This is a genomic window from Variovorax sp. J31P207 (assembly GCF_030316965.1).
In the GTDB taxonomy this organism is placed as follows: Bacteria; Pseudomonadota; Gammaproteobacteria; order Burkholderiales; family Burkholderiaceae_C; genus Variovorax; species Variovorax ginsengisoli_B.
This window is the reverse complement of record NZ_JASZYN010000003.1, coordinates 307261-329635: the sequence shown is the minus strand read 5'-3', so window position 1 is coordinate 329635 and position 22375 is coordinate 307261. Positions and strand designations below refer to the sequence as shown.

Below are 22375 nucleotides of genomic sequence, written 5' to 3'. Positions count from 1 at the left end.
CCATTGATTATAAGTAAAAACCCATGGCGTTCCGCCAGCCCACACGGATGCGGAGGAAAAGTTCCCCAGTCAGGCGCCGGGGCGCTCCGACACCGCTTGGGAAAGCTCTGCGCGCCCCCACCATAATTCTCCATGCACCCGATCGCCCACGCCCTCCCGGACAACCTCTGCTACCTCGACGGCAGTTATACGCCGCTGCGCGACGCCAAGATCAGCGTGCTCGACCGCGGCTTCATTTTCGGCGACGGCGTCTACGAGGTGGTGCCGACCTACGGCGGGGAGCCCTTCTGCTTCGACCTGCACATGGCACGGCTCGAGCGTTCGCTGGCCGAGTTGCAGATCCGCAACCCGTTGTCGCCCGCGCAATGGCGCGAGATCGCGATGCGGCTGGTCGAGGCCGCGCCGCCGGCCCAGCGCGCCGGCATGCAGGGCATCTACATCCAGGTGACGCGGGGCGTGGCGCCGCGCGACCATGCGATGCCGCAGGGCCTCGCGCCCACGGTGTTCGTGATGGTGAACCCCATGAAACCGGTCGCCGACGCGGTGCGCGCCCAGGGCGTGGCCTGCGTGAGCGCACCCGACTTCCGCTGGCAGAAGGCCCACATCAAGGCCACCAGCCTGCTCGGCGCGGTGCTGGCGCGACAGATCAGCGTCGAGGCCGGTGCCGCCGAAACGATCATGTTCCGCGACGAGGGGCTCAGCGAGGCCTCCTCCAGCAACGTCTGGGTGGTCAAGGACGGCATCGTCAGCGGCCCGCCCAAGGACCAGTTGGTGCTGGCCGGGATCCGCTACGGCCTGATCGAGCAGATCTGCGCCGACGCCGGCATCCCGTTCACGCTGCGCCGCATCACGCGCGACGAAGTGTTCGGCGCCGACGAGCTGCTGCTTTCGTCCGCCAGCAAGGAAGTCCTGCCGGTCGTGACGCTCGACGGCCGCACCATCGGCGCCGGCCGCCCCGGCCCGATCTACCAGGCGCTCTACGCCGGCTACCAGCAGGCCAAGGCCCGCAGCACGCAACGACAAGGATTTCAAGGAGTGCCCGCATGACCCAAGCCCCCGACACCCCGATCGACGCCCGCAAGGAATCGCTGATCGAGTACCCCTCCCAGTTCCCGATCAAGGTGATGGGCGCGAAGGCCGATGGCTTCGTGCATGCCGTGACGCTGATCGCCGAGCAGTTCGACCCGACCTTCGACGCCACCACCATCGAGCTGCGCAACAGCAAGGCCGGCAACTACCTCGGCGTGACCATCACCGTGACCGCCACCAGCCGCGAACAGCTCGACGACATCTATCGCGCGCTGTCGAGCCACCCGATGGTGAAGGTGGTGCTCTGACCCCAGCGCTCGCGCCGACGCTGCTCGGCCGCGTCGACTACGCCCCGACCTACGCCGCCATGCAGCAGGCGACGCAGGCGCGCAGCCCCGACAGTCCCGACCAGCTGTGGCTCTGCGAGCATCCGCCGGTCTACACCCAGGGCCTGGCGGGCAAGGCCGACCACGTGCTGAACCCGGGCCCGATTCCCGTGGTGCAGACCGACCGCGGCGGCCAGGTGACCTACCACGGCCCCGGCCAGGTGGTGGCCTACCCGCTGATCGACCTCAAGCGGGCCGGCTACTACGTGAAGGAATACGTCTACCGGATCGAGGAGGCCGTGATCCGCACGCTGGCCCATTTCGAGGTCACGGGGCACCGGGTGGCCGGCGCACCCGGCATCTACGTGCGGCTGGACGACCCGTTCTCGCATGCGGCGCTGACCGGCCCGCAGCATCCCGCCGACCCTTTCCGGGGCCTGGGCAAGATCGCCGCGCTCGGGATCAAGGTCAGTCGCCACTGCACCTACCACGGCGTGGCGCTCAACGTGGCGATGGACCTGGAACCCTTCACCCGCATCAACCCTTGCGGCTACGCAGGGCTTGAAACCGTCGATCTTTCTACAATCGGCGTTCGAACAACCTGGGACGAAGCCGCGCAGGTGCTTGGCCGCAAGCTGGCCGCCTACCTCGCGCCCTGAGCCCCGTCAAAGAGAGTTGCCATGAGCACCGTCGAAGTCGTCCGCGACGCACAAGGCCCCGAAAACTACAACCCGCTCGCCAAGCAGAAGGCCGCGGCCAAGCTGTCGCGCATCCCGGTCAAGGTGGTGCAGGGCGAGGTGCTCAAGAAGCCCGAGTGGATCCGGGTCAAGGCCGGCTCGCCGACCACCCGCTTCTACGAGATCAAGCAGATCCTGCGCGAGAGCAACCTGCACACGGTGTGCGAGGAGGCTTCGTGCCCGAACATCGGCGAGTGCTTCGGCAACGGCACGGCCACCTTCATGATCATGGGCGACAAGTGCACCCGGCGCTGCCCGTTCTGCGACGTCGGCCACGGCCGGCCCGACCCGCTCGACACCGACGAGCCGCTGAACCTGGCCAAGACCATCGCCAAGCTGCGCCTGAAGTACGTGGTGATCACCAGCGTCGACCGCGACGACCTGCGCGACGGCGGCAGCCAGCATTTCGTCGACTGCATCCGCAACATCCGCGAGCTTTCGCCGACGACGCAGATCGAGATCCTGGTGCCCGACTTCCGCGGCCGCGACGACCGCGCGCTGGAGATCCTCAAGGCCGCGCCGCCGGACGTGATGAACCACAACCTCGAGACTGCGCCGCGCCTCTACAAGGAAGCGCGGCCGGGCAGCGACTACCAGTTCAGCCTCAACCTGCTGAAGAAGTTCAAGGCGCTGCACCCCGACGTGCCGACCAAGAGCGGCATCATGGTCGGCCTCGGCGAGACCGACGAAGAGATCCTGCAGGTGATGCGCGACATGCGCGCCCACGACATCGACATGCTGACCATCGGCCAGTACCTGTCGCCCAGCAACAGCCACCTGCCGGTGCGCCGCTACGTGCATCCCGACACCTTCAAGATGTTCGAGGAAGAGGCCTACAAGATGGGCTTCAGCCATGCGGCCGTCGGCGCGATGGTGCGCTCGAGCTACCACGCGGACCAGCAGGCTGGGCACGTCCTGGCCGGCGCGCCTTCGCTCGGCTGAGAGTGCGCACCACTGCGCCGGGCCCGGCTGCCGGGCGCCCCCTGAACATCCTGCTCGCGATGTGCTATCTCGTGCATCGCACGGGTGCGGAGATGTTCACCCGCGATCTGGCACTTTGGCTGCGTCGGCGCGGGCATGCGGTCACCGTCTTCGCCACCGCCTTTGGCGACATGGCCGACGAACTGCGATACGCCTCGATCGCCTGTGTCACGGACGTGGCCGACATGGCCGCGCGGCCCGACGTGATCATCGGCAACACCCTCCACGAGACGGTGCGCGCCCTGCTTCATTTCCACGACGTGCCGACTCTCACGATCTGCCACGACCGCAGCGCCGACCACGGGCGCCCGGCCAGGTTCGCCCAGGTCCTGTGCCACGTGGCCGTCGACGAGAACTGCGCCGAGCGCCTGGTGCACGAATTCGGGATCACGCGCGAGCGCATCGAACTGATCCAGAACGGGGTCGACCTCTCGCGCTTCCTGCCGCGCCCCGCGCTGCCGGTGCGGCCACGCAGCGCGCTGGTGTTCAGCAACTACGCGTCGCACGATGCGCAACTCGAAGAAGTCCGGGCCGCCTGCGCGCAGCGTGGACTGACTCTCGACGTGATCGGCAGCGGCAGCGGCAACCACATGCCCGACCCGGCGGCGGCGCTCGGCCGCTACGACGTGGTCTTCGCCAAGGGCCGCTGTGCCACCGAGGCGCTGGTGACCGGCAATGCCGTGGTGGTGCTCGACCCCAGCGCGGGGATGGGCGAGATGGTGACGGCGGGCAAGGTCGCGCACGCACGGCGCTGGAACTTCGGCCGCGGCTTGATGGTTCGCCCGATCACGCGGGACAACGTGGGCGCCGAACTCGACCGGTATGACGCGCAGGACGCGGGCGCCGCCGCTGCGTGGGGCCGCGCAAAAGGTGGACTCGATGTGACGCTGGGCGCGCTGGAGGCCTGCGCACTGCGACTCTCGCAGCAATACCCGACTGTCAAGGTCCCTTCGGACCAACGCGCACGCGAGATGGCGCACTACATGGACGACTGGATCCGGCGCGGCAGCCCCACGGCAGCGCATCTCGCCATGGCGTCGTTGCAGCAGCAGCTCGCGGTGCTGCATCAAGCCCTCAACGACCGCCAGCGCGTGCACCAAGTTGAGCTCGACGCGCGGCAGGCCCAGGTGCAGGGTCATGCGGACCGAGCGACCTCGCAGGCCGAGCAGTTGCGAGCCACCGAGGCCGCATGCAGCGCCAGGCTGGCCGACGCCGAGCAACAGACCCGGCAGGCGCGCGCCGAACTGGCGGGCCTGCAGGCGCAGTTGCGCGAGGTCCACGCCAGCCGTTCATGGCGCGTGACCGCGCCGATGCGCCGGATTTCGACCTTCCTCCTGTCGAGAAGCCAGCGCGCATGAAATCCCTCGTGATCGCCGCCCATTCGGGGCACGAACTGCTGCTGTGGAAATGGCTGCGCAACGAGCGGCCCGATTTCGTGGTGCTGACGAACGGCGCCGGATCGAGCGGCGTGCCGCGGCTCGACCCCACGCTCGCCAACCTGGCCGGTGCCGGCGCGAACTGGCTGCCGGAGGTCGTGCAGCCCGTGGCCGACGCGGATATCTACCGGGGGCTGCTGGAGGGCGACAGCCGCCTCTTCGCCCGGTGGCTCGAGGCCTTGACGACGCATGTGCTCGCACGGGGCATCGACTGCATCGTCGCGGACGAGGCGGAGGACTACAACCCGTCGCACGACCTCTGCCGCCTGTTGGCCAACCAGGTCGCGGCGCGCTGTGCGGCGCGCGGCCATGCGGTCGCCGCGTTCGGCTATCCGACCGTGGGCCATCCGAGTCCGCCGGCCCGCCTGGCTGCGGAGCAGCATCTGATGATCGAGCTCGATGAACGCGAGCTGCAGGCCAAGCTCGACGACATGCACGGCTACGCACGCAGTTTCGGTGGCCAGTTGGAGCGCGAACTCGACGGCTTCATCGCCGAGTTCGGGGCCCGGGCCTATGGCCGGGAGTGTCTCTTCGCCGCACAGCCCACCCGCTACGAGCGGGCCGAGGCGGCGCTCGCCAAGCCGGCGTTCGAAATCTTCGGCGAAGAACGCGTCGCTGCCGGCGTCTACCGCCACGTGATCCGCGGCGCCCACCTCCAAGCCGTCGCCGACCGATTGCGCGGACCGGCTCGCTGAAGCGCCCCCCGGAATCGATGACTTTCTCGACCCCCGCCTTCACAGACGGCCCGATCGACGCGCCCACGGGGCAGCCGCCGTCTCGTCGCGTCGAAGCCGACCTCCTCCATGCCGTCGTCGGTCTCGGCCGCTTCGGCCGCACGCACGCGCGCAAGCTGGCCGGGCTGCCGGGGTTTTGCCTGCGCGCCGCGGTGGATCGTTCGCCGGCAGCCGATGCCGAGCTTGCGGCGCTGCCGCTGCTGTCGCACGTGGACGAACTGCCGTCGGACATCGCATCGGCCACCGTCGCCACCAGCGACGCGGCGCATGCCGAGGTCGCGCTGGCCCTGATGCGCCGGGGCTGTCACGTGCTGGTCGAGAAGCCGTTGTGCATCGACCCGCGCGAAGGCGCCCAGATGATCAAGACCGCCCGGCAATGTGGTGTCACGCTGAGCACCGGGCATATTGAACGCTTCAATCCGGTGTTCGACGACGTCACGCTGGCGCGACTGCGGCACGCGGCAGCGGACCACGGCCGCCGCGATAGCGCCCATCCGTTCCTGCGCTTTCGCCGCTATTCCACGCGCGATGCCGCGGCCGCCGACAGCATCCTGGATCTGATGGTGCACGACATCGACCTGCTGGCCTGGCTGTGCGCCGTGCCCACGGAAGCGCCACTGCGGGTCATCGCCCGAAAGATCGGCATGCGCAGCGTCAGCGCGCGCGTGCAATTGGGCGGCCTCGTCGCCGACCTGGAAAGCGGCTATGACAGCGCGTCGCCACAGACCCGGCTGCAGGTCGACGAAGCCGGCCGCGAGCTCATGCTCGACCTGCGCGAGGGCGGGCGCCGTCTGGCGTCAGGCGACGACGCGCTGGCGCAGCAATACCAGGACTTCCGGCGCGCGATCCACGGTCAGGGCCGCCGCATCGCGTCGGGTGCCGACGGACTGGCAGCCGTAACTCGGGCTTTGCAGGTCCTGGACGCGTGAAGAAGACGATCCCGCTGTTCCGCTCGGCGGCCGCCGCCGAACCGATGGCGGCCCACCTGGGAAAGCTTTGCGCCGACGTGCTGCGAAGCGGGATCTACATCCTCGGCCCCCAGGTCCGGATGCTCGAAGCGCGGCTGTCAGGCTTGCTGAAGGGTCGCGAGACCGTGGCCGTGGGTTCGGGTTCCGAAGCGCTGCTGCTGGCCTTCAAGACCCTGGGCATCGGCAGCGCAGGCGGGGGAACCGCGCAAGACGAAGTCCTCCTTCCGTCCTACACCTTTGTCGCCTGCGCGGAAGCCGTCATCGTGGCCGGCGCGCGCCCGGTCTTCGTCGACAGCGCCGCCGATGACTTCTTGCCCTCGCTTGCAGATTTCCGCCAGGCGCGCTCGCCGCGCACGCGCGCCGTTCTCGCGGTCGGCCTGTTCGGCGATCCCACCGGCCTGCCCGAGCTCGCCGCCTACTGCCGGGGCGAGCAACTGCACTTGATCGAGGACGTGGCGCAATGCCTGGGCGCCGGCACGGGCGACGCAACGGGTTGCCTGGAACCGGCAGGCACCTGGGGCGACGCCACGGCGATGAGCTTCTATCCGACCAAGACGCTGGGCGCGGCCGGTGATGCCGGCGCGCTGGCCTTCCGCGATCCGCGCCACGCGCAACAGGCGCGCCTGCTGCGCAACCACGGCTGGAGCGACGACCGCCATCATTGCCTGGGACACAACAGCCGCATGGACGAACTGCAGGCCTGCCTGCTCAACGCGGCGCTGGATGGCTTTCATGCGGCGATCACGCGGCGGCAAGCGATCGCGACGCGCTACCTCGCAGCTTGGTCTGGCTGCCCGATGCGGCTGCCGCGCGATGCCGCGGGCCACGCCTGGAACTATTTCGTCGTCGCCTTGCCCGAACGGCGCGAGCGCGACAGGCTCGCGGCTCGGCTGGCCGAATCCGGCGTTGCCACCCGCATCTACTACGAGCAGCCGCTGCACCGGCACGAAGCGCTTCGTGCCTGGCACGGCACGCGCGCCTTGCCACACAGCGAAAAGCTGGCAGACTGCTCGCTGGCCCTGCCGCTCTATCCCATGCTCGAAGACGAGGAAGTCGAATACGTCATCCGTGCGGTACGGCAAGCCGCCGTCGAGATCGCGGATCCGGGTCTCCGCGGAGACCCATGCGACTTCAGCTAGTCTTTCCAGCGCACTTCCGAATCCGGACGGATCTAACGATGGTGCGCTCGAGCTACCACGCGGACCAGCAGGCGCACGCCGCGGGCGTCTAGCCTCCCCCGCCCAGCCGCAGCGCAAAGAACGCCAGGATCTCGTCGCGCGCCGCGATCGTGGGCTGGCCCGCTTCGTCGATCAGGTGGGCGGTCACGACGCTGTGCGGGCTGGCGACCACCTGGGAGAAGAAGGGCGGCAGGGCGTGGCGATTGGCCGCGCTGTCGGGCAGCACGCGCGCCACGAAGCGCTCCCCCAGGGCATCGGCATAGGCGGCGAAGCGCTGGGCGGTGCAGAACCGGTCGCCTTCGAAGCGATAGGCCAGGACGGTCAGCTGGTCCCGCTCCAGGCGCTGCCGAACCGCCGCGAGCTCGTCCGGCGGGCTCTCGACGGCCGCCGGCTGGTCCAGCGGCAGCGACGGCTGGCACAGGACCGGCGCGAGCACCGACGCATCGAGCGCCATCGTCAACGCGAAATTCCCCGTGAAGCACATCCCGATCGCGCCGACGCCCGGGCCGCCGCACTGCCGATGGGCCAGGCGCGCGAGGGCGCGCAGCCATTGCGTCACGGGGCTGGCCCGGTCGGCCGCGAAGGCCCGGAACTCGGCGCTGACGCAGGCTCGCCGGACGATGGCCGTGCCCTCCTCGACCTCCGGCACGGCCCCGTCGCGGCCGAACAGCGACGGCATGTAGACGGTGAACCCCGCGTCGCGGACCCAGCGGGCGAATCGAGCGACATGCGGACTGATGCCCGGCATCTCGGCCATGACGATCACGGCCGGGCCGGTGCCGGCCACGTGCACCCGCTTGGCGACGCCATCCAGCGTGATCTCGCGCGGATCGAAATCGTCCAGCGGATCGGGCAGGTTCGGGTCGCGGTCCGACTTCATCGGGGCTCCTGGCCATGGGGGATGTCGACGAGGATCGTGGACACGGGCGTCCTTTTTCCGGGTGGCGGATCGCATTGGAACCGGCGCCATCTTAGACTGCTGGTGGCGCGACTGACGCAGTGCATCGGGGCGGCTCCGTCGCGTCGGCCCCGCGTGTCCGACGCGTAAGATTCATGCGGCCCCTCGCGGCCATCGCCCGACCCCTAGAAGCTGAAGAGACCATGAGCAATTTCGAGGCAGCCATCCAACGCGACTTCGGCCTGATCGCCGATCTGATCGCCATCCACGCGCAGCAAGCGCCCGAGCGGCCCGCCCTGGCCGACGCCACGCATGAACTCAGCTACGGCGCGCTCGACGCCTTGATGGACCGCATCGCGGCCAGCCTGCAGCGCGACGGCCTGGCGGCCGGCGACGCCATCGCCATCTGCGCCGCATCGAGCGTCAACTACGCGGCCGTGTTCCTGGGCGCACTGCGCGCCGGCGTCGCGGTCGCTCCGCTGGCGCCCGGCTCCACACAAGCCAGCCTGGCGCGCATGATCGAGGACGCGGGCGCACGGATCCTGTTCGTCGACCAGGCGGCGGCCGAGGTGATCGGACCGGCGGCGCCGGGCGCCATCCCGCGCCTCGCGCTCGACGGCTCGGCCGCCGGCGGCGACTTCGAGGCCTGGCTCGCACCAGCCGGCGTGCGGCCCGCCCCGGTCGAGCTGCAGCGCGCCTCGCCCTTCAACATCATCTATTCGTCCGGCACCACCGGCGAGCCCAAGGGCATCGTCCAGGGCCACGGTATGCGCTGGGCGCACGTGCAGCGCGGCGCCAGGTACGAGTACCGCCCCGAGACGGTCACGCTGCTGTCGACGCCGCTCTACTCCAACACCACGCTGGTCGTGTTCTTCCCGACCCTGGCCTTCGGCGGCTGCGTGCTGCTGATGCCGAAGTTCGATGCGGCCGCCTACCTGAAGCTCGCCGAAAGCCGGCGCGTGACCCACACCATGCTGGTGCCGGTGCAGTACCAGCGCCTGATGGCCCGCCCCGATTTCGACGCCCACGACCTGGCCAGCTTCCAGTACAAGTTCAGCACCAGCGCGCCCTTCAATGCGGCCCTCAAGGCCGACGTGCTCCAGCGCTGGCCCGGCGGCCTGATCGAGTTCTACGGCATGACCGAAGGCGGCGGCACCTGCATCCTCGAGGCCCACCTGCATCCGGACAAGCTGCACACCGTCGGCCAGCCGGCCGAGGGCAGCGACATCCGGCTGATCGACGAGGAAGGCCGCGAGGTGGCGCGCGGCGAAGCCGGCGAAGTGGTCGGGCACTCGGCCGGCATGATGGTCGGCTACCACCGCCAGCCCGCCAAGACGCGCGAAGCCGAATGGTTCGACCCGAGCGGCAAGCGCTTCATCCGCACCGGCGATGTCGGCCGCTTCGACGACGACGGCTTCCTGACCCTGTTCGACCGCAAGAAGGACATGATCATCAGCGGCGGCTTCAACATCTACCCGAGCGACCTCGAGACCGTGGTGCGGGCCCATCCGTCGGTGGCCGACGTCGCGGTGGTCGGCGTTCCGTCGGAGCAATGGGGCGAGACGCCAGTGGCCTTCGTGGTGCGCCGGGCCGGCGACGACACCGCGGCCGAGACGATCCTGCAATGGACCAACGAGCAGCTCGGCAAGACCCAGCGCCTGGCTCGGCTGCAGTTCATCGACGAGTTGCCGCGCAGCGCGATCGGCAAGGTGCTCAAGCGCGAACTGCGTGAACTCGTCGCGCGCTGAACCTACCCCGGAGGCCGCGCCGCACGAAGGCGGCGGCAACGGCCTGCTCTGGGTGCTGATCGCCGCGGCCGTCCTCTTCGCCCTGGTCCGGCCGCGCGCACCGATGGACTACATCCGGCTGGTCGACTGGCAGACCATCGGGTCCTTGGCCGGGCTGCTGGCGATCACCCAGGGCGTCGAGCGCAGCGGCATGCTGCAGGCCGCCGCGGCGCGGCTGCTGGCGCGCACGGACGACCTGCGCAGCCTGGTGCTGCTGCTGGCCGCCAGCGCGGCCGTGTTGTCGGCCCTGGTGACCAACGACGTCAGCCTGTTCCTGCTGGTGCCGCTCACGCGGGTGCTGGCGACCCAGGCCCATCTGCCGCTGGCGCGGCTGGTGGTGATCGAGGCGCTGGCGGTCAACGCCGGCTCGGCGCTGACGCCGATCGGCAACCCGCAGAACCTGTTCCTCTGGCATCGCTCGGGCGAGAGCTTCATCGGCTTCGTGGCCATGATGGGGCCGACCGTGGCGGTGATGCTGTTCTGGCTCTTCGCGGCCATCTGGTTCGGCGTGCCGCGGGCACCCATCGCGCTCAAGCCATCGGAGGACACCGCGCCGGTGCAGCCGCGCCTGCTGGCGCTGTCGGGCTTGCTGTTCGTGGGTTTCGTGATCGCGCTCGATCGCCACTGGCTGCTGGCCGGCCTCGGCGTGGTCTTCGGTGCCTTCCTGCTGCTGCGCCCGCGGGTGCTGCTGGGCGTCGACTGGGCGTTGCTGGCCATCATCGCGCTGATGTTCGTGGACCTGCGGCAGCTGGCCGAACTGCCGGCGGTGGCGACCTTGCTCGGCGGCCTGCCGATCGGCGAGGGCTGGCGCGCCTACCTGGCGGCGATCTTCACCTCGCAGTTCATCAGCAACGTGCCCGCCACGATCGTGCTCGACCCCTTCGTGCACGACCTGCCGGCCCTGGCCGCGGGCGTGAGCGTCGGCGGCTTCGGCTGCGTGCTCGGCTCGCTGGCCAACCTGATCGCACTGCGGCTGGCGAAGCTGCCGAACGGGCTGCGCGAATTCCATCGCCTGAGCATCCCGTTCCTGCTCGTGTGCGGGGCCTCGGCGCTGCTGCTGCGGCTGGGGTGATGCGCTTCATGGGCGCCCACCGGCGCTGCGCTTAAGCTCGGCGCCCATGTCCCCGACCCTCAACGCCCTTGCCGCCATCGCCCTCTGGGCCACCCTCGCCTCGCTGGGCACCGCGCTCGCCCACCTGCCGCCCTTCCTGCTCACCGGCCTCGCCCTGATCATCGGCAGCGTCATGAGCTGGCCGCTGGCGCTGCGCGACCGCAAGGCCTGGGCGATCCCGCCGCGCACGCTGGCGCTCGGCGTCTACGGCCTGTTCGGCTTCCACTTCCTGCTTTTCATCGCGCTGCGCCATGCGCCGCCGGTCGAAGCCAACCTCGTCAACTACCTCTGGCCCTTGTTCATGGTGGTGCTGGCGCCGGTGCTGCTGCCCGGCATGTCGCTGCGTCCCCTGCACGTGCTGGCGGCGCTGCTGGGTTTCGCCGGCGCGGCGATCGCGATCCTCGGCGCGCGCGGCGGCGCCGGCGCGTCGGGCGCGACCTCGTACTGGGGCTTCCTGCCGGCGCTGGGCTCGGCCTTCATCTGGGCCAGCTATTCGCTCTGGACGCAGCGCGTGCCGGCCTTCCCGACCACCGCGATCGGGCTGTTCGGCCTGCTGTCCGGGGCACTCTCGCTGGTCTGCCATGCGCTGCTCGAGCCTTCGGTCGCGCTGTCGCCGCGCGACTGGATGCTGGTCGTGCTCTGCGGGCTGGGCCCGCTGGGCGCCGCCTTCTTCTTCTGGGACCTGGCGCTCAAGCGCGGCGATGCGCGGCAGATCGGCATCCTGAGCTACCTCACGCCGCTGGCCTCGACCGCGCTGCTGATGCTGGTCACCGGGCGGGCCCTCAGCTGGAGCATCGCGCTGGCCGCGGTGCTGATCATCTCGGCTGCCGTGATGGGCACGCGGGCGCGCTAGGGCGTGTTCACCCTATTTCCAGGGTCGCGAAGGCATGCCAAGGCGGGCCAGTCAAGGAGCGCGACGCCGCATGTGCGTTGGCACATGCAAGGAGTGCAACGCGGAGTGGCACGCCTTGGCATGCCTTCCCTTCGGGTTGGCCGGGCAACGCGATCCCTGGAAATAGGGTGAACACGCCCTCGCGGGGATCAGTCGCTGACCTTGAGCACCAGCTTGCCGAAGTTCTCTCCCGTGAAAAGGCGAGTGAGCGCCTCCGGGAAGGTGTCGATGCCCTCGACCACGTCCTCGCGGCTCTTCATGCGGCCGTCCTTCAGGTAGCCCGACAGTTCGGCCACTGCCTCGCCGTAGCGGTCGGCGTAGTCGAACACGACGATGCCCTGCATCCGCGCGCGGTTGACCAGCAGGCTGAGGTAGTTCTTCGGGCCCTGCACCGGCGTCGTGTTGTTGTACTGGCTGATGGCGCCGCAGATGATGATCCGGGCGCCGCGCGCCAGCTTCGCCAGCACCGTGTCGAGGATGTCGCCGCCGACGTTGTCGAAATAGATGTCGACGCCTTTCGGGCAATGGGCCTTCAGGCCCTCGCGCACGGCCGAAGGCCCGGCCTTGTAGTCGATGCAGGCGTCGAAGCCGAGCTCCTTCACGACCCAGTCGCACTTGGCGGCGCCGCCGGCGATGCCGACCACGCGGCAGCCCTTGATCTTCGCCAGCTGGCCCACGGTCTGGCCGACCGCGCCGGCCGCCCCCGACACCACGACGGTCTCGCCGGGCTTCGGCTGGCCGACGTCCATGAGGCCGAAGTAGCCGGTCATGCCGGGCATGCCCAGCACGTTGAGCCACTGGCCGATGGTGCCGGCGCGCAGGTCGATCTTGACCAGGCCGTTGCGCTTGATCTCCTCCTGCGGGATCAGCGCGTACCGCTGCACGCCGAGCGTGCCGTACACGGTGTCGCCGACCGCGAAGGCCGGGTTGCGCGAGGCCACCACGCGGCCGACGCCGCCGGCGCGCATCACGGCGCCGATCTCGACCGGCGCGATGTAGCTCTTGCCTTCGTTCATCCAGCCGCGCATCGCCGGGTCGAGCGAGAGCGACAGGGTCTGGACCAGAACGCCGCCTTCGGCCGGTTCGCCGACCGGCTCGTCGGTGAACTGCCAGTTGTCGCGCGTCGCGGCGCCTTCGGGTCGCTTGGCCAGGCGCACCTGGCGATTGGTGAGGGTGCTCATGCGCGGGTCTCCTTGGGGTGTCTGATGCCGGCGCATCGTAGACCCAAGCCGCCCGGCGGCCGGTAGCGCAGGCGACAACGCCCGCGCGGTTCAGAACGGGTAATGCCGCGGCGTGGTCTGCACCGTGATCCAGCGCAGCTCGGTGAAGGCCTCCACGCCGGCCTTGCCGCCGAAACGGCCGTAGCCCGAGGCCTTGACGCCGCCGAAGGGCATCTGGGCCTCGTCGTGCACCGTCGGGCCGTTGACGTGGCAGATGCCGGCCTCGATCCGGCGCGCCACGTTCCAGGCCCGCGCGACATCGCGCCCGAACACCGCGGACGAGAGGCCGAACTCGTTGTCGTTGGCGGTGGCGATGGCCGCCTCGACGCCGTCGACGCGCACCACGGCCTTCACCGGCCCGAAGGACTCCTCGCGGTAGATCTGCATCGCCGGCGTCACGTGGTCGAGCACCGTGGCCGGCATCAGCGTGTTGCGCGCCTTGCCGCCGCAGACCAGCGTGGCGCCCTTGGCGAGCGCATCGTCGATCAGGGCGTTGCAGCGCACCACGGTCGCCATGTCGACCACCGAGCCCAGCACCACCGGCCCTTCGCGCGGATCGCCCAGCGGCAGGCTCTGCGCCTTGGCCGCGAAGCGGGCGACGAATTCGTCGGCGACCTGGCGGTCGACCACGATCCGCTCGGTCGACATGCAGATCTGGCCCGAATTGGCGAAGGCGCCGAAGGCGGCGCCGGCGACGGCGGCGTCGATGTCGGCGTCGTCGAGGATCACCATCGGGGCCTTGCCGCCCAGTTCCAGCACCACCGGCTTGAGGTACCTGGCGCAGGTCTGCGCGATGATCCGGCCGACCTTGGTCGAGCCGGTGAAGTTCACGCGCCGCACCGCCGGATGCGCCACCATGGCCTCGACCACCGCGCCCGCATCGGCCGGCGCATTGGTCACGAAGTTCACGACGCCGGCCGGCAGGCCGGCCTCCTGCAGCGCCTCGATGATCAGGCCGTGGGTGGCCGGGCACAGCTCCGAGCCCTTGAGCACCACCGTGTTGCCGCAGGCCAGCGGCGTCGCGATGGCCCGCACCGCGAGGATCACCGGTGCGTTCCACGGCGCGATGCCCAGCACCACGCCGGCCGGCTGCCGCACCGCCATCGCCAGGCTGCCCGGGACGTCGGAGGGGATCACCTCGCCGTTGATCTGGGTCGTCAGCGAGGCCGCCTCGAGCAGCATGCCGGCGGCCAGGTGGACATTGAAGCCGGCCCACATGCCGGAGGCGCCGGTCTCGGCCGCCATCGCATCGGCAAAGGCAGCGCCCTTGGCCTCGAGCGCGACGGAGGCCTTGAGCAGCAGGCCGCGGCGTTCGCCCGGGCCCATCGCGGACCAGGCCGGGAAGGCGGCCGCGGCGGCCTCCACGGCGGCGACCGCATCGGCCGGGCTGGCCGCCGGGGCGACGGTCGCGACGCTGCCGTCCAGCGGGTTGCGGCGCTCGAAAATGGCGCCGCCCTCGGCCGAGCGGCGCTCGCCGTTGATGAGCATCGAAATGGAAGTCATGGGTGAAGTCCTTGAAGAAAAGCTGGTCAGGCGACGCCGAGGTAGGCCTTGCGGATCGCGTCGGATTCGAGCAGCGCCCGCGCCTCGCCGGCGGCGACGATGCGGCCGCGCTCCAGCACGTAGCCGCGGTCGGCGGCCTGCAGCGCCTTGCGCACGTTCTGCTCGACCATCAGCACGGTCACGCCCTGGGCCGCGATGCGCCGGACGATGGCGAGCAGTTCGTCGACCATGCGCGGCGCCAGGCCGAGCGAGGGCTCGTCGAGCATCAGCAGGCGCGGCCCGCTCATCATGGCGCGCGCCACCGCCACCATCTGCTGCTCGCCGCCGCTCATCGTGCCGGCCAGTTGCGCGGCGCGCTCCCGCAGGCGCGGGAAGTCGTCGAAGGCGCGGGCCAGGCGCTCGCTGCGCAGGCGAGCCGGCGTCAGCCAGCCGCCGAGCTCGAGGTTCTCGGTGACCGTCATCTGCGGAAAGAGCTGCCGCCCCTCGGCGACCAGCGCCAGCCCCTGGCGCACGCAGGTCGTGGCCTCGCCCGAGGGCAGCGCGACACCGTCCAGAGTGGCGTCGCCGACCCGCGGCAGCAGCCCGGCCAGCGCCTTCAGCAGGGTCGTCTTGCCGGCACCGTTCGGCCCGAGCACGACCGTGATGCCGGGCCGCACGTCGAGATCCAGGCCCTGCAGCACCTGGAAGCCGTGGTAGCCCGCCGCGAGGCCGCGCACCGTCAAATTGGCACTCATCCGGCGGCCTCCATTTCGTCGCCCAGATAGGCCTCGACCACCTCCGCATTGCGCACCACTTCGGCCGGCGTGCCGTCGGCGATCTTGCGGCCCTGGTGCAGCACCAGCACCCGCTCGACATACTTCAGCAGCGTGGTCACTGCATGTTCGATCCAGACCACCGTGAGGCCGTGGTCGTCGCGCAGCGCGCGGATGCGGCGCGCCATCGCGTCGACCTCGGCCTCGGTCAGGCCGGCGGCGACCTCGTCGAGCAGCAGCACGCGCGGCCGGGTGCCGAGCGCCATGCCGATCTCCAGCAGCCGCTGCTGCGAGGGCGTCACGTCGGCGGCCAGCTGGTCGGCGAGCGCGTCCAGGCCCAGCATGGCGAGGATGTCGCCCTCGGTGCGCAGGCCGGCGACCGGCGTGCGGTGGCGGCCCGCGAACTGCATGCCGAAGCGCACGTTGTCGGCCAGCGTCATGTCGGCCATCACGCGCGGCGTCTGGAAGGTGCGCGCGATGCCGTGCGCCGCGTACTTGTGCGGGCCGCGGCCCGTGAGGTCGATGCCGCCCTGCACCAGCAGCTGGCCCGAGGTCGGCGCGACGACGCCCGAGATCGCATTGAAGAAAGTCGTCTTGCCGGCGCCGTTCGGGCCGATGATGCCGACCAGCTCTCCCTGGTGCAGGCGGACGCCGACCGCATCGACCGCGGTCAGGCCGCCGAAGCGCACCGTGAGCGCGCGGGCCTCCAGCAGCAGTTCAGCCATGGCTGCGCCCCTTCGCCGCGGCCCGGCGCTGCCACAGCGAGGCCAGCCCGTTGGGCAGGTACATCACGCACAGGATCAGCAGCAGGCCGAGCACCATCATGTAGCCGTAGGGCAGCTGCAGCCGCAGGGTCTCGGCCAGCAAGCTGAAGACGATGGCGGCCAGCACCGGCCCGCCGATGCTGGCCGCGCCGCCGATCAGGGCGATCAGCACGGTCTGGAAGCCGATGAAGGGGCTGAACACCGCGGCCGGCTCGATGTAGGTCCAGCGCACCGCCATCGCCGCGCCGATCGCGCCGGCAAAGGCGGCGGTGAGTGCGAAGCCCGCGACCTTGATGCGGCGGGTGTCGACGCCCAGCGTCTGGGCGCGCTGCTCGTCGGCGCCGATGCCCGCCAGCGCCAGGCCGAAGCGGCTTCGCTTGACGACGATCGCGGTGGCGATCGCGCCGCCGGCGATCGCCAGCACCGTCAGGTAGACCGTTTCGTTCGACGGCACCACCGCCAGCACGCGGCCCACCGTGCCCGAGACTTGCTTCTCGACGAAGGTGACGGCATGGCGGATCAGCTCGGTCATGCCGAAAGTCAGCACCGCGAAGTAGGTCCCGCGCAGGTGCAGCACGGCCGCGCCCATGAGCACCGCCACCGCGCTCGCGATCGCCGCGCCGCAGAGGATCACCAGCGGCCATGGCAGCAGCTCGAGCAGGGTCGCGCTGGCGTAGGCGCCGAGCCCGAAGAAGGCCGAGGTCGCGAGCGACAGGTAGCGTGTGGCGCCGCAGAACAGCGACCAGCTGGTCGCCAGCGCGATGTACATGAGGCAGCTGAGCGCCACCGAGGCGACGAAGTCGGAGGCGATCCAGGGCACGCAGCCCGCGCCCAGCATGCCGATGCCCAGCCACAGCCAGGGCTTGTTCGCGAGTTGCGCCTTCATCGGGAGAACAGTCCGTTGGGGCGCCAGATCAGCACGCCGATGAACACCGCGTAGGACAGCAGCATCTTGAGCGAGGGGCTCGTGAAGTGCATGCCGAGCGCCTCGACCACGCCCAGCAGCAGGCCACCGACCAGGCTGCCCGCAATGCTGCCGAAGCCGCCGAGCGTGATGACGATCAGCGCCGTCACTGTGTAGGGCTCGCCCATCGAGGGCGAGATCTCATAGGTCATCGACAGCAGCGCCCCCGCCACCCCCGACAGGCCGAGGCCGATGCCGAACATCAGCGGATGCAGCCGCTTGGTGTTGATGCCCACCAGCTGCGCACCGACCGGCGACTGCATGAGCGCCCGCACGGCCTTGCCCAGCAGGGTGAGCTTGAGCAGCGCGATCAGCGCGAAGCTGAGCGCCAGCGCGACGCCGAACAGCACCAGCTTGTTGGCGGTGAAGCGCATCTCGCCGAACTGCACCGGCTCGGCCAGGTACTCGTAGCCGCGCAGGTCGCCGCCCCAGATCAGGAGCGCCGTGTTCTGCACGAAGAACATCAGGCCGAAGCCGACCATCAGGCTGCGGGCCTCGAACACCTCCACGCTGGGCGCGCGCGCCGCCACCTGGCGGAAGCACAGCCAGTGCACCGCCATGCCGAGCGCCATCAGCGCGACGAAGGCCAGCGGCAGGAACAGCAGGGGCGAGATGCCCAGCGCCGTATGGGCCCACCAGGTCAGGAAGGCGCCGAGCATCAGGAACTCGCCGTGCGAGATGTTCATGATGCGCATCAGGCCGTACTGCAGGTTCAACCCGATCGCCACCAGCGCGTAGATGCCGCCCGTGATCAATCCGCCGGCCAGCAGCTCGGCCCATCCGCTCAGCGACACGCTACTTCCACGCCGGCTTCGGCTTCAGCTGCGCGGTGGCGCGGTCCTTGGGCCAGACCACCTCGAACTCGCCGTTCTGCCATTGCGCGACGGTGCCCGGGATCGAGGCGTTCTCGCCGCCGTCGAAACGGATCGGACCGAGGATGGTCTTGAACTCGCTCTTGGCGATGTTGTCGCGCAGCGCCTTGCGGTCGAGCCCGACCTTGGCCACCGACTGCTGCAGGATCTCGAGCCCGGCCCAGGCGTGGCCGCTGGCCCAGCGGTCGGGCTCCTTGCCGAACTTCTTGCTGTGGGCCTCGAAATAGGCGCGGGCCTCGGGGCTGGTGTTGGCGTTCCACGAACCCATGCCGATCACGCCCTCGGCGTTGCCCGCCATCACGTTCTTGTAGAGCTGGAAGGCGGTGCCGACCGAGGCGTAGAAGAACTTCGGGTTGAAGCCCACTTCGCGCGCCTGCCGGCTGGCCAGGATGGTGTCCGGCGGGTAGGTGATGCCGATGAAGGCGTCCGGGTTCAGGTCCTTCATGGTGCGCAGCACCGGCGCCAGGTCCTTGACGCCCAGCGGATAGCTCTTGCGGTCGACCACCTGGATCGAGGTCTTCTTGAGCGCGCTGTTGAGGGCGGCGAAGTTCTCCAGCCCGAACAGGTCGTCCATGTAGACGATGGCGATGGTCTTGACGTTGTTCGCGACCATCAGGTCGACCAGCGCGCCCATCATCTTGTCGGGCTGCTGCAGCAGCGAGAAGAAGTACGGCAGGTGCATGTCGATCAGCTTGCGCGACAGCGCGGTCGGCGCCAGCAGCGGATAGCCGAAGCGGTTGGCGAGCGGCGCCACGGCGAAGTTCGCGCCCGAGCCCCAGGGCGGCAGGATCAGGTCGACCTTGTCGCTGCCCATCAGCTTCTCGAAGGTACGCACGCAGGTCTCGGTCTCGCTGCGGTCGTCGTAGCCGATCAGCTCGATCGGCCGCTTGGCGCCCTTGACCGAGAGTCCGCCGGCGGCATTGACCTGCTCGGCCCACAGCAGGTAGTTGGGCTCCTGGCTGACCTGGGCGCCGGCGGCCCAGGGGCCGGTGCGGGCGATGGCATAGCCGATGCGCACCGGCGCGCCCTGCGCCCACAGGCGGGGAGCGACGGCGGCGGCGCCGAGCGCGGTGGCGGTGCCCTGGATCCAGCGGCGGCGATTGGCGAGGTTTGGCATGCGGTCTCCTTCCGGGCGTCGTTTGCGTCCGGTCCCGCCATCGTAGGAAGCGGCGCGCCCGGGCGCTGTGCCCGCTGCGCACAATGCGCTTGTCGCAGCGTGCACGCCGCTAGTGGTTAACCCGCAAGTCGGGACCGGCGCGGCGGGCCGGAAAATAGCCGCTGTTCTTCCAGCAAGCCCCATGACCGCCTCCCTGGTTCTGTCGACCGACGAAGTCCCGCCGCGCGAGCGTGCGCCGGTCTGGCGCGAGTGGGTCTGGCGCCATTTCGGCGGGCTCGATTCCGACCTCTACGGCGACAGCGACTTCGACGGCCACCTCGCTGCCTCGCAGGCCGGCGACGTGATCCTGACGCGGCTCGAAGCCAACCGCCACCGCGTGCTGCGCACGCCGCAGATGGCCCGCGGCAGCGAGGCCGCCTACCTGAAGATCGTGGCGCCCTGGCAGGGCTCGGCCGAGGTCGCGCAGCGCGGCCGCGAAGCCGCGGTGCGCGCCGGCGGCTGGACGCTCTACGACACCACCACCGACTACACGGTCGCGAATCCCGAGCGCAGCGACCACCTCATCGTGATGCTGCCGAAGCAGCAGCTCGCGACGCCCGGACTGCCGCTCGACCAGCTGATGGCGCGCCGCGTCGGCGGCGGCAGCGGCATCTCGCGGGTGGCGCTCGAGACCATGCGCAACACCTACCTCGAGCTGCCCCACATGAGCGAGGCGGCCGCGCGCGGGGCCGGCGACCTGATCATCCAGCTGGTGCGGCTGTCGCTGATGGAACTGGCCGGCCAGGACACGCCGCGGACCCAGCGCGAAGCCCTCAAGGACCGGATCCGCCAGCACGTGGCCCGGCACCTGCGCGACCCCGCGCTGTCGATCGACGGCATCGCCCAGGCCCTGCGCTGCAGCAAGCGCCACCTGCACAACGCCTTCGCCGGCGACGACGACACGCTGACCGGCTACATCCTGCAGCAGCGACTGGCCTGCAGCATCCGCGAGCTGCTCGACCCGGCGAACGCGGCGCGCCCGATCACCGACATCGCGCTCGCCTCGGGTTTCAGCAACCTCTCGCATTTCAGCAGGGTGTTCCGCGAACACACCGGCGGCAGCCCGAGCGACTTCAGGCGCCAGGCAGCCAGACGCTGACCGCCAGCCCCGGCTGCGCATTGCGCACCGCGAGCCTGCCGCCGTGCGCCTCGGCCACCAGCCGGCACAGGTACATGCCGAGGCCGACCCCGCCGGTGGCGCGCTGGCGCGCACCGTCGGTGCGGTAGAAGGGCTCGGTCAGGTGGACCAGCTGCGCCGGGGCTACACCGGGCCCGAAGTCGCGCACTTCCAGTTCGACGCCCGCGTCGTCGCGGCTCAAAGCGATGCGCGGCGGCTGGGCCGCGTCGGCGCCGTGGCGCAGCGCGTTGTCGAGCAGGTTGCGCACCAGCACCTTGAGCCGCGATCGGTCCAGCGCCAGGGCCGGCAGGCCCTCGGCCAGGTCCGCGGCCACGCGGCTGCCCTCGGGATGCTCGGCCACCACCTCGCGCACCAGCGCCGCCAGGTCGACCGGCTCGCGCTGCAGCGCGGCATGCGGGCTGGCCAGCCGCTCGCTCTCGAGCAGGTCGCTGATCAGGTCGCGCATCTCGGCCAGGTCGCGCAGCAGCGCGGCGCGCTCGGCCGCGCCCTCGGGCGTCGCCGGCAGCAGCTCGGCATTGAGCCGGGCCCGGGTCAGCGGCGAACGCAGCTCATGGCTCAGCGCCAGCAGCAGGCCGCGCTTGGCATCGAGCATGGCCTGGATGTCGTGCGCCATGGTGTTGATGCGCTGGGCCAGGTCGCCGAGCTCGTCGCGACGGCGCAGCGGGATCGGCGTGTCGAAGGCGCCGCGGCCGAAGCGCTCGGCGCCGGCGCGGATGTCGTCGAGCGGCCGCAGCAGCTTGCGGACATAGGCATAGGCCAGGGCGATCAGGGCCAGCAGCAGCGCCAGCGTGATCCAGCCGATGCCCTGGGGCTCGCGCTGCCAGGGCAAGGTGCCGATGCCGAAGCTCACGCGATGGCCGTCCGCGGTACTGCGGCTGAGCCAGTCGCCGCGCGGGCCGAAGCCGTAGCGATGCCTGTCGGGGTGCGAATCCCAGTTGACGAGCGGCCCTTCGATGCGGATCGAGATCGGCAGCCGTTCGACCAGCGCCTGGGCGCGGGCGACATCGGGCGGCGTCCCGAGTTCGGCCATGATCCGGTCCATGTAGTCGGCCACGACCGGCCGGGCAGCGTCGCGCCAGCCGGTCGAGAAGGCCCGCTGCGCGCCGCCGAGGAACACCGCGGTCATCGCCAGCGCCAGCAGCACGAACACCACGATCAGGCGCACCCTGAGCGAATGCCGCAGGCTGTGGCGCCAGCGGCGCGAGCGCCTCGGGCCTGCCGGCCTCACGGCGGCGTGCTCCGCCCGACGGCCAGGGCGTAGCCGGCATTGCGCAGCGTCTTGATGCAGTCCAGCGGCTCCAGTTTCTTGCGCAGCCGGCTGACGACGATGTCGACCGCGCGCGTGTAGAGCTCGGCCTCGTGGCCGCGCAGCCGGTTCAGGATCTCGTCGCGGCTCCAGACCCGGCCGGGCGGGTCGGCCAGCAGTGCCAGCAACTCGAATTCGGTGCCGGTCAGTTCGATCCGCTCGCCGTGGCGCAGCACTTCGCGCTTGTCGAGGTCGATCGCTAGGCCCTCGAACAGCCGCTGCTGCGGCGCCGCGGCGGGCGGCGCCACGGCGCGCCGGCGCCGCAGGATGGTCTGGACGCGCGCCACCAGCTCGCGCGGCTCGAAGGGCTTCGGCAGGTAGTCGTCGGCGCCGATCTCGAGGCCGACGACGCGGTCCATCACGTCGCCGCGCGCCGTCAGCATGACGATCGGGATGTCGCTCTCCCGGCGGATCTCGCGGCACAGCGCGAAGCCGTCCATCTCGGGCAGCATCACGTCGAGGATCGCGGCGTCATAGTGCCCGGCGCGCAGCTTCGCCAGGCCTTCGCTGGGCCGGCTGGCGCTGTCCAGCTCGAAGTCGAAGCGCGCGAAGTAGCTCGCCAGCGGGGCACCGAGGTGCTCGTCGTCGTCGATCAGGAGGATGCGCATCCGCTGCATTTTGGC

22 protein-coding genes are annotated in these 22375 nt (G+C 70.3%); 12 read left to right on the top strand and 10 right to left on the bottom strand.

Going from position 1 to position 22375, the window contains the following annotated elements; genetic code table 11:
- The first annotated feature begins 132 nt into the window (after window positions 1-132).
- From QTI68_RS12775 to QTI68_RS12740, 8 genes are read left to right on the top strand one after another with little or no spacing between them, the layout of a single operon-like run.
- Window positions 133-1047 carry a D-amino acid aminotransferase gene (locus tag QTI68_RS12775; protein ID WP_286521898.1) on the top strand — a complete coding sequence of 305 codons (915 nt, stop codon included), beginning with the start codon at window positions 133-135 and terminating at the stop codon, window positions 1045-1047.
- Window positions 1044-1337 (top strand): YbeD family protein, encoded by a 294-nt coding sequence (locus QTI68_RS12770; RefSeq protein ID WP_286521897.1) that lies wholly within the window; start codon window positions 1044-1046, stop codon window positions 1335-1337. The genes QTI68_RS12775 and QTI68_RS12770 overlap by 4 nt, the downstream gene beginning before the upstream one ends.
- Window positions 1334-2014: a lipoyl(octanoyl) transferase LipB gene (gene lipB / locus QTI68_RS12765; RefSeq protein WP_286522271.1), complete on the top strand. Its 681-nt coding sequence runs from the start codon at window positions 1334-1336 to the stop codon at window positions 2012-2014. The genes QTI68_RS12770 and lipB overlap by 4 nt, the downstream gene beginning before the upstream one ends.
- 21 nt (window positions 2015-2035) lie before the next feature.
- Window positions 2036-3034, top strand: coding sequence for a lipoyl synthase (gene lipA, locus QTI68_RS12760; RefSeq protein WP_286521896.1), 999 nt, complete (start codon window positions 2036-2038; stop codon window positions 3032-3034).
- 2 nt (window positions 3035-3036) lie between these two features.
- Window positions 3037-4431: a glycosyltransferase family 4 protein gene (locus QTI68_RS12755; RefSeq protein WP_286521895.1), complete on the top strand. Its 1395-nt coding sequence runs from the start codon at window positions 3037-3039 to the stop codon at window positions 4429-4431.
- Window positions 4428-5204, top strand: a complete 777-nt coding sequence (locus tag QTI68_RS12750) for a hypothetical protein (RefSeq protein WP_286521894.1) — start codon at window positions 4428-4430, stop codon at window positions 5202-5204. Before QTI68_RS12755 ends, QTI68_RS12750 begins: the two co-directional genes overlap by 4 nt.
- A gap of 17 nt (window positions 5205-5221) precedes the next feature.
- Window positions 5222-6172 carry a Gfo/Idh/MocA family protein gene (locus tag QTI68_RS12745; RefSeq protein ID WP_286521893.1) on the top strand — a complete coding sequence of 317 codons (951 nt, stop codon included), beginning with the start codon at window positions 5222-5224 and terminating at the stop codon, window positions 6170-6172.
- Complete coding sequence (locus QTI68_RS12740; protein WP_286521892.1) at window positions 6169-7350, top strand: DegT/DnrJ/EryC1/StrS family aminotransferase; 1182 nt, start codon at window positions 6169-6171, stop codon at window positions 7348-7350. Before QTI68_RS12745 ends, QTI68_RS12740 begins: the two co-directional genes overlap by 4 nt.
- 88 nt (window positions 7351-7438) lie before the next feature.
- On the opposite strand, the gene QTI68_RS12735 is transcribed toward QTI68_RS12740, so the two are convergent.
- Complete coding sequence (locus tag QTI68_RS12735; protein WP_286521891.1) at window positions 7439-8269, bottom strand: dienelactone hydrolase family protein; 831 nt, start codon at window positions 8267-8269, stop codon at window positions 7439-7441.
- Between the two features lie 221 nt (window positions 8270-8490).
- Here QTI68_RS12735 and QTI68_RS12730 point away from each other — a divergent pair, with 221 nt between their 5' ends.
- From QTI68_RS12730 to QTI68_RS12720, 3 genes are read left to right on the top strand one after another with little or no spacing between them, the layout of a single operon-like run.
- Complete coding sequence (locus tag QTI68_RS12730; RefSeq protein WP_286521890.1) at window positions 8491-10035, top strand: class I adenylate-forming enzyme family protein; 1545 nt, start codon at window positions 8491-8493, stop codon at window positions 10033-10035.
- Window positions 10016-11146 carry an SLC13 family permease gene (locus tag QTI68_RS12725; RefSeq protein WP_286521889.1) on the top strand — a complete coding sequence of 377 codons (1131 nt, stop codon included), beginning with the start codon at window positions 10016-10018 and terminating at the stop codon, window positions 11144-11146. The genes QTI68_RS12730 and QTI68_RS12725 overlap by 20 nt, the downstream gene beginning before the upstream one ends.
- Before the next feature lie 46 nt (window positions 11147-11192).
- A complete protein-coding gene (locus tag QTI68_RS12720; RefSeq protein WP_286521888.1) occupies window positions 11193-12038 on the top strand; it encodes a DMT family transporter in 846 nt (281 codons plus the stop codon).
- 188 nt (window positions 12039-12226) lie between these two features.
- Here QTI68_RS12720 and QTI68_RS12715 read toward each other — a convergent pair whose 3' ends face one another.
- The 7 genes from QTI68_RS12715 to QTI68_RS12685 all read right to left on the bottom strand — a co-directional run bounded on the left by QTI68_RS12715 (window position 12227) and on the right by QTI68_RS12685 (window position 19269).
- A complete protein-coding gene (locus QTI68_RS12715; protein ID WP_286521887.1) occupies window positions 12227-13258 on the bottom strand; it encodes an NADP-dependent oxidoreductase in 1032 nt (343 codons plus the stop codon).
- 90 nt (window positions 13259-13348) lie between these two features.
- Complete coding sequence (locus QTI68_RS12710) at window positions 13349-14800, bottom strand: aldehyde dehydrogenase (protein WP_286521886.1); 1452 nt, start codon at window positions 14798-14800, stop codon at window positions 13349-13351.
- A 26-nt stretch (window positions 14801-14826) separates the two neighbouring features.
- Window positions 14827-15534, bottom strand: coding sequence for an ABC transporter ATP-binding protein (locus tag QTI68_RS12705; RefSeq protein ID WP_286521885.1), 708 nt, complete (start codon window positions 15532-15534; stop codon window positions 14827-14829).
- The gene (locus QTI68_RS12700) at window positions 15531-16277 is read right to left on the bottom strand and encodes an ABC transporter ATP-binding protein (RefSeq protein WP_286521884.1); all 747 of its coding nucleotides are present in this window, start codon (window positions 16275-16277) and stop codon (window positions 15531-15533) included. Before QTI68_RS12700 ends, QTI68_RS12705 begins: the two co-directional genes overlap by 4 nt.
- Window positions 16270-17202, bottom strand: coding sequence for a branched-chain amino acid ABC transporter permease (locus QTI68_RS12695; RefSeq protein ID WP_286521883.1), 933 nt, complete (start codon window positions 17200-17202; stop codon window positions 16270-16272). The genes QTI68_RS12700 and QTI68_RS12695 overlap by 8 nt, the downstream gene beginning before the upstream one ends.
- Window positions 17199-18074 carry a branched-chain amino acid ABC transporter permease gene (locus QTI68_RS12690; protein ID WP_286521882.1) on the bottom strand — a complete coding sequence of 292 codons (876 nt, stop codon included), beginning with the start codon at window positions 18072-18074 and terminating at the stop codon, window positions 17199-17201. Before QTI68_RS12690 ends, QTI68_RS12695 begins: the two co-directional genes overlap by 4 nt.
- A 1-nt stretch (window position 18075) precedes the next feature.
- Window positions 18076-19269 carry an amino acid ABC transporter substrate-binding protein gene (locus tag QTI68_RS12685; RefSeq protein ID WP_286521881.1) on the bottom strand — a complete coding sequence of 398 codons (1194 nt, stop codon included), beginning with the start codon at window positions 19267-19269 and terminating at the stop codon, window positions 18076-18078.
- 181 nt (window positions 19270-19450) lie between these two features.
- Between QTI68_RS12685 and QTI68_RS12680 the strand changes: the two genes are divergently transcribed.
- Window positions 19451-20407, top strand: coding sequence for an AraC-like ligand-binding domain-containing protein (locus QTI68_RS12680; protein ID WP_286521880.1), 957 nt, complete (start codon window positions 19451-19453; stop codon window positions 20405-20407).
- Here QTI68_RS12680 and QTI68_RS12675 read toward each other — a convergent pair.
- Window positions 20382-21674: a HAMP domain-containing sensor histidine kinase gene (locus QTI68_RS12675; protein WP_286521879.1), complete on the bottom strand. Its 1293-nt coding sequence runs from the start codon at window positions 21672-21674 to the stop codon at window positions 20382-20384. The two genes, QTI68_RS12680 and QTI68_RS12675, sit on opposite strands and share 26 nt — an antisense overlap.
- Window positions 21671-22360, bottom strand: a complete 690-nt coding sequence (locus tag QTI68_RS12670; protein ID WP_286521878.1) for a response regulator transcription factor — start codon at window positions 22358-22360, stop codon at window positions 21671-21673. Before QTI68_RS12670 ends, QTI68_RS12675 begins: the two co-directional genes overlap by 4 nt.
- Window positions 22361-22375 lie beyond the last annotated feature (15 nt).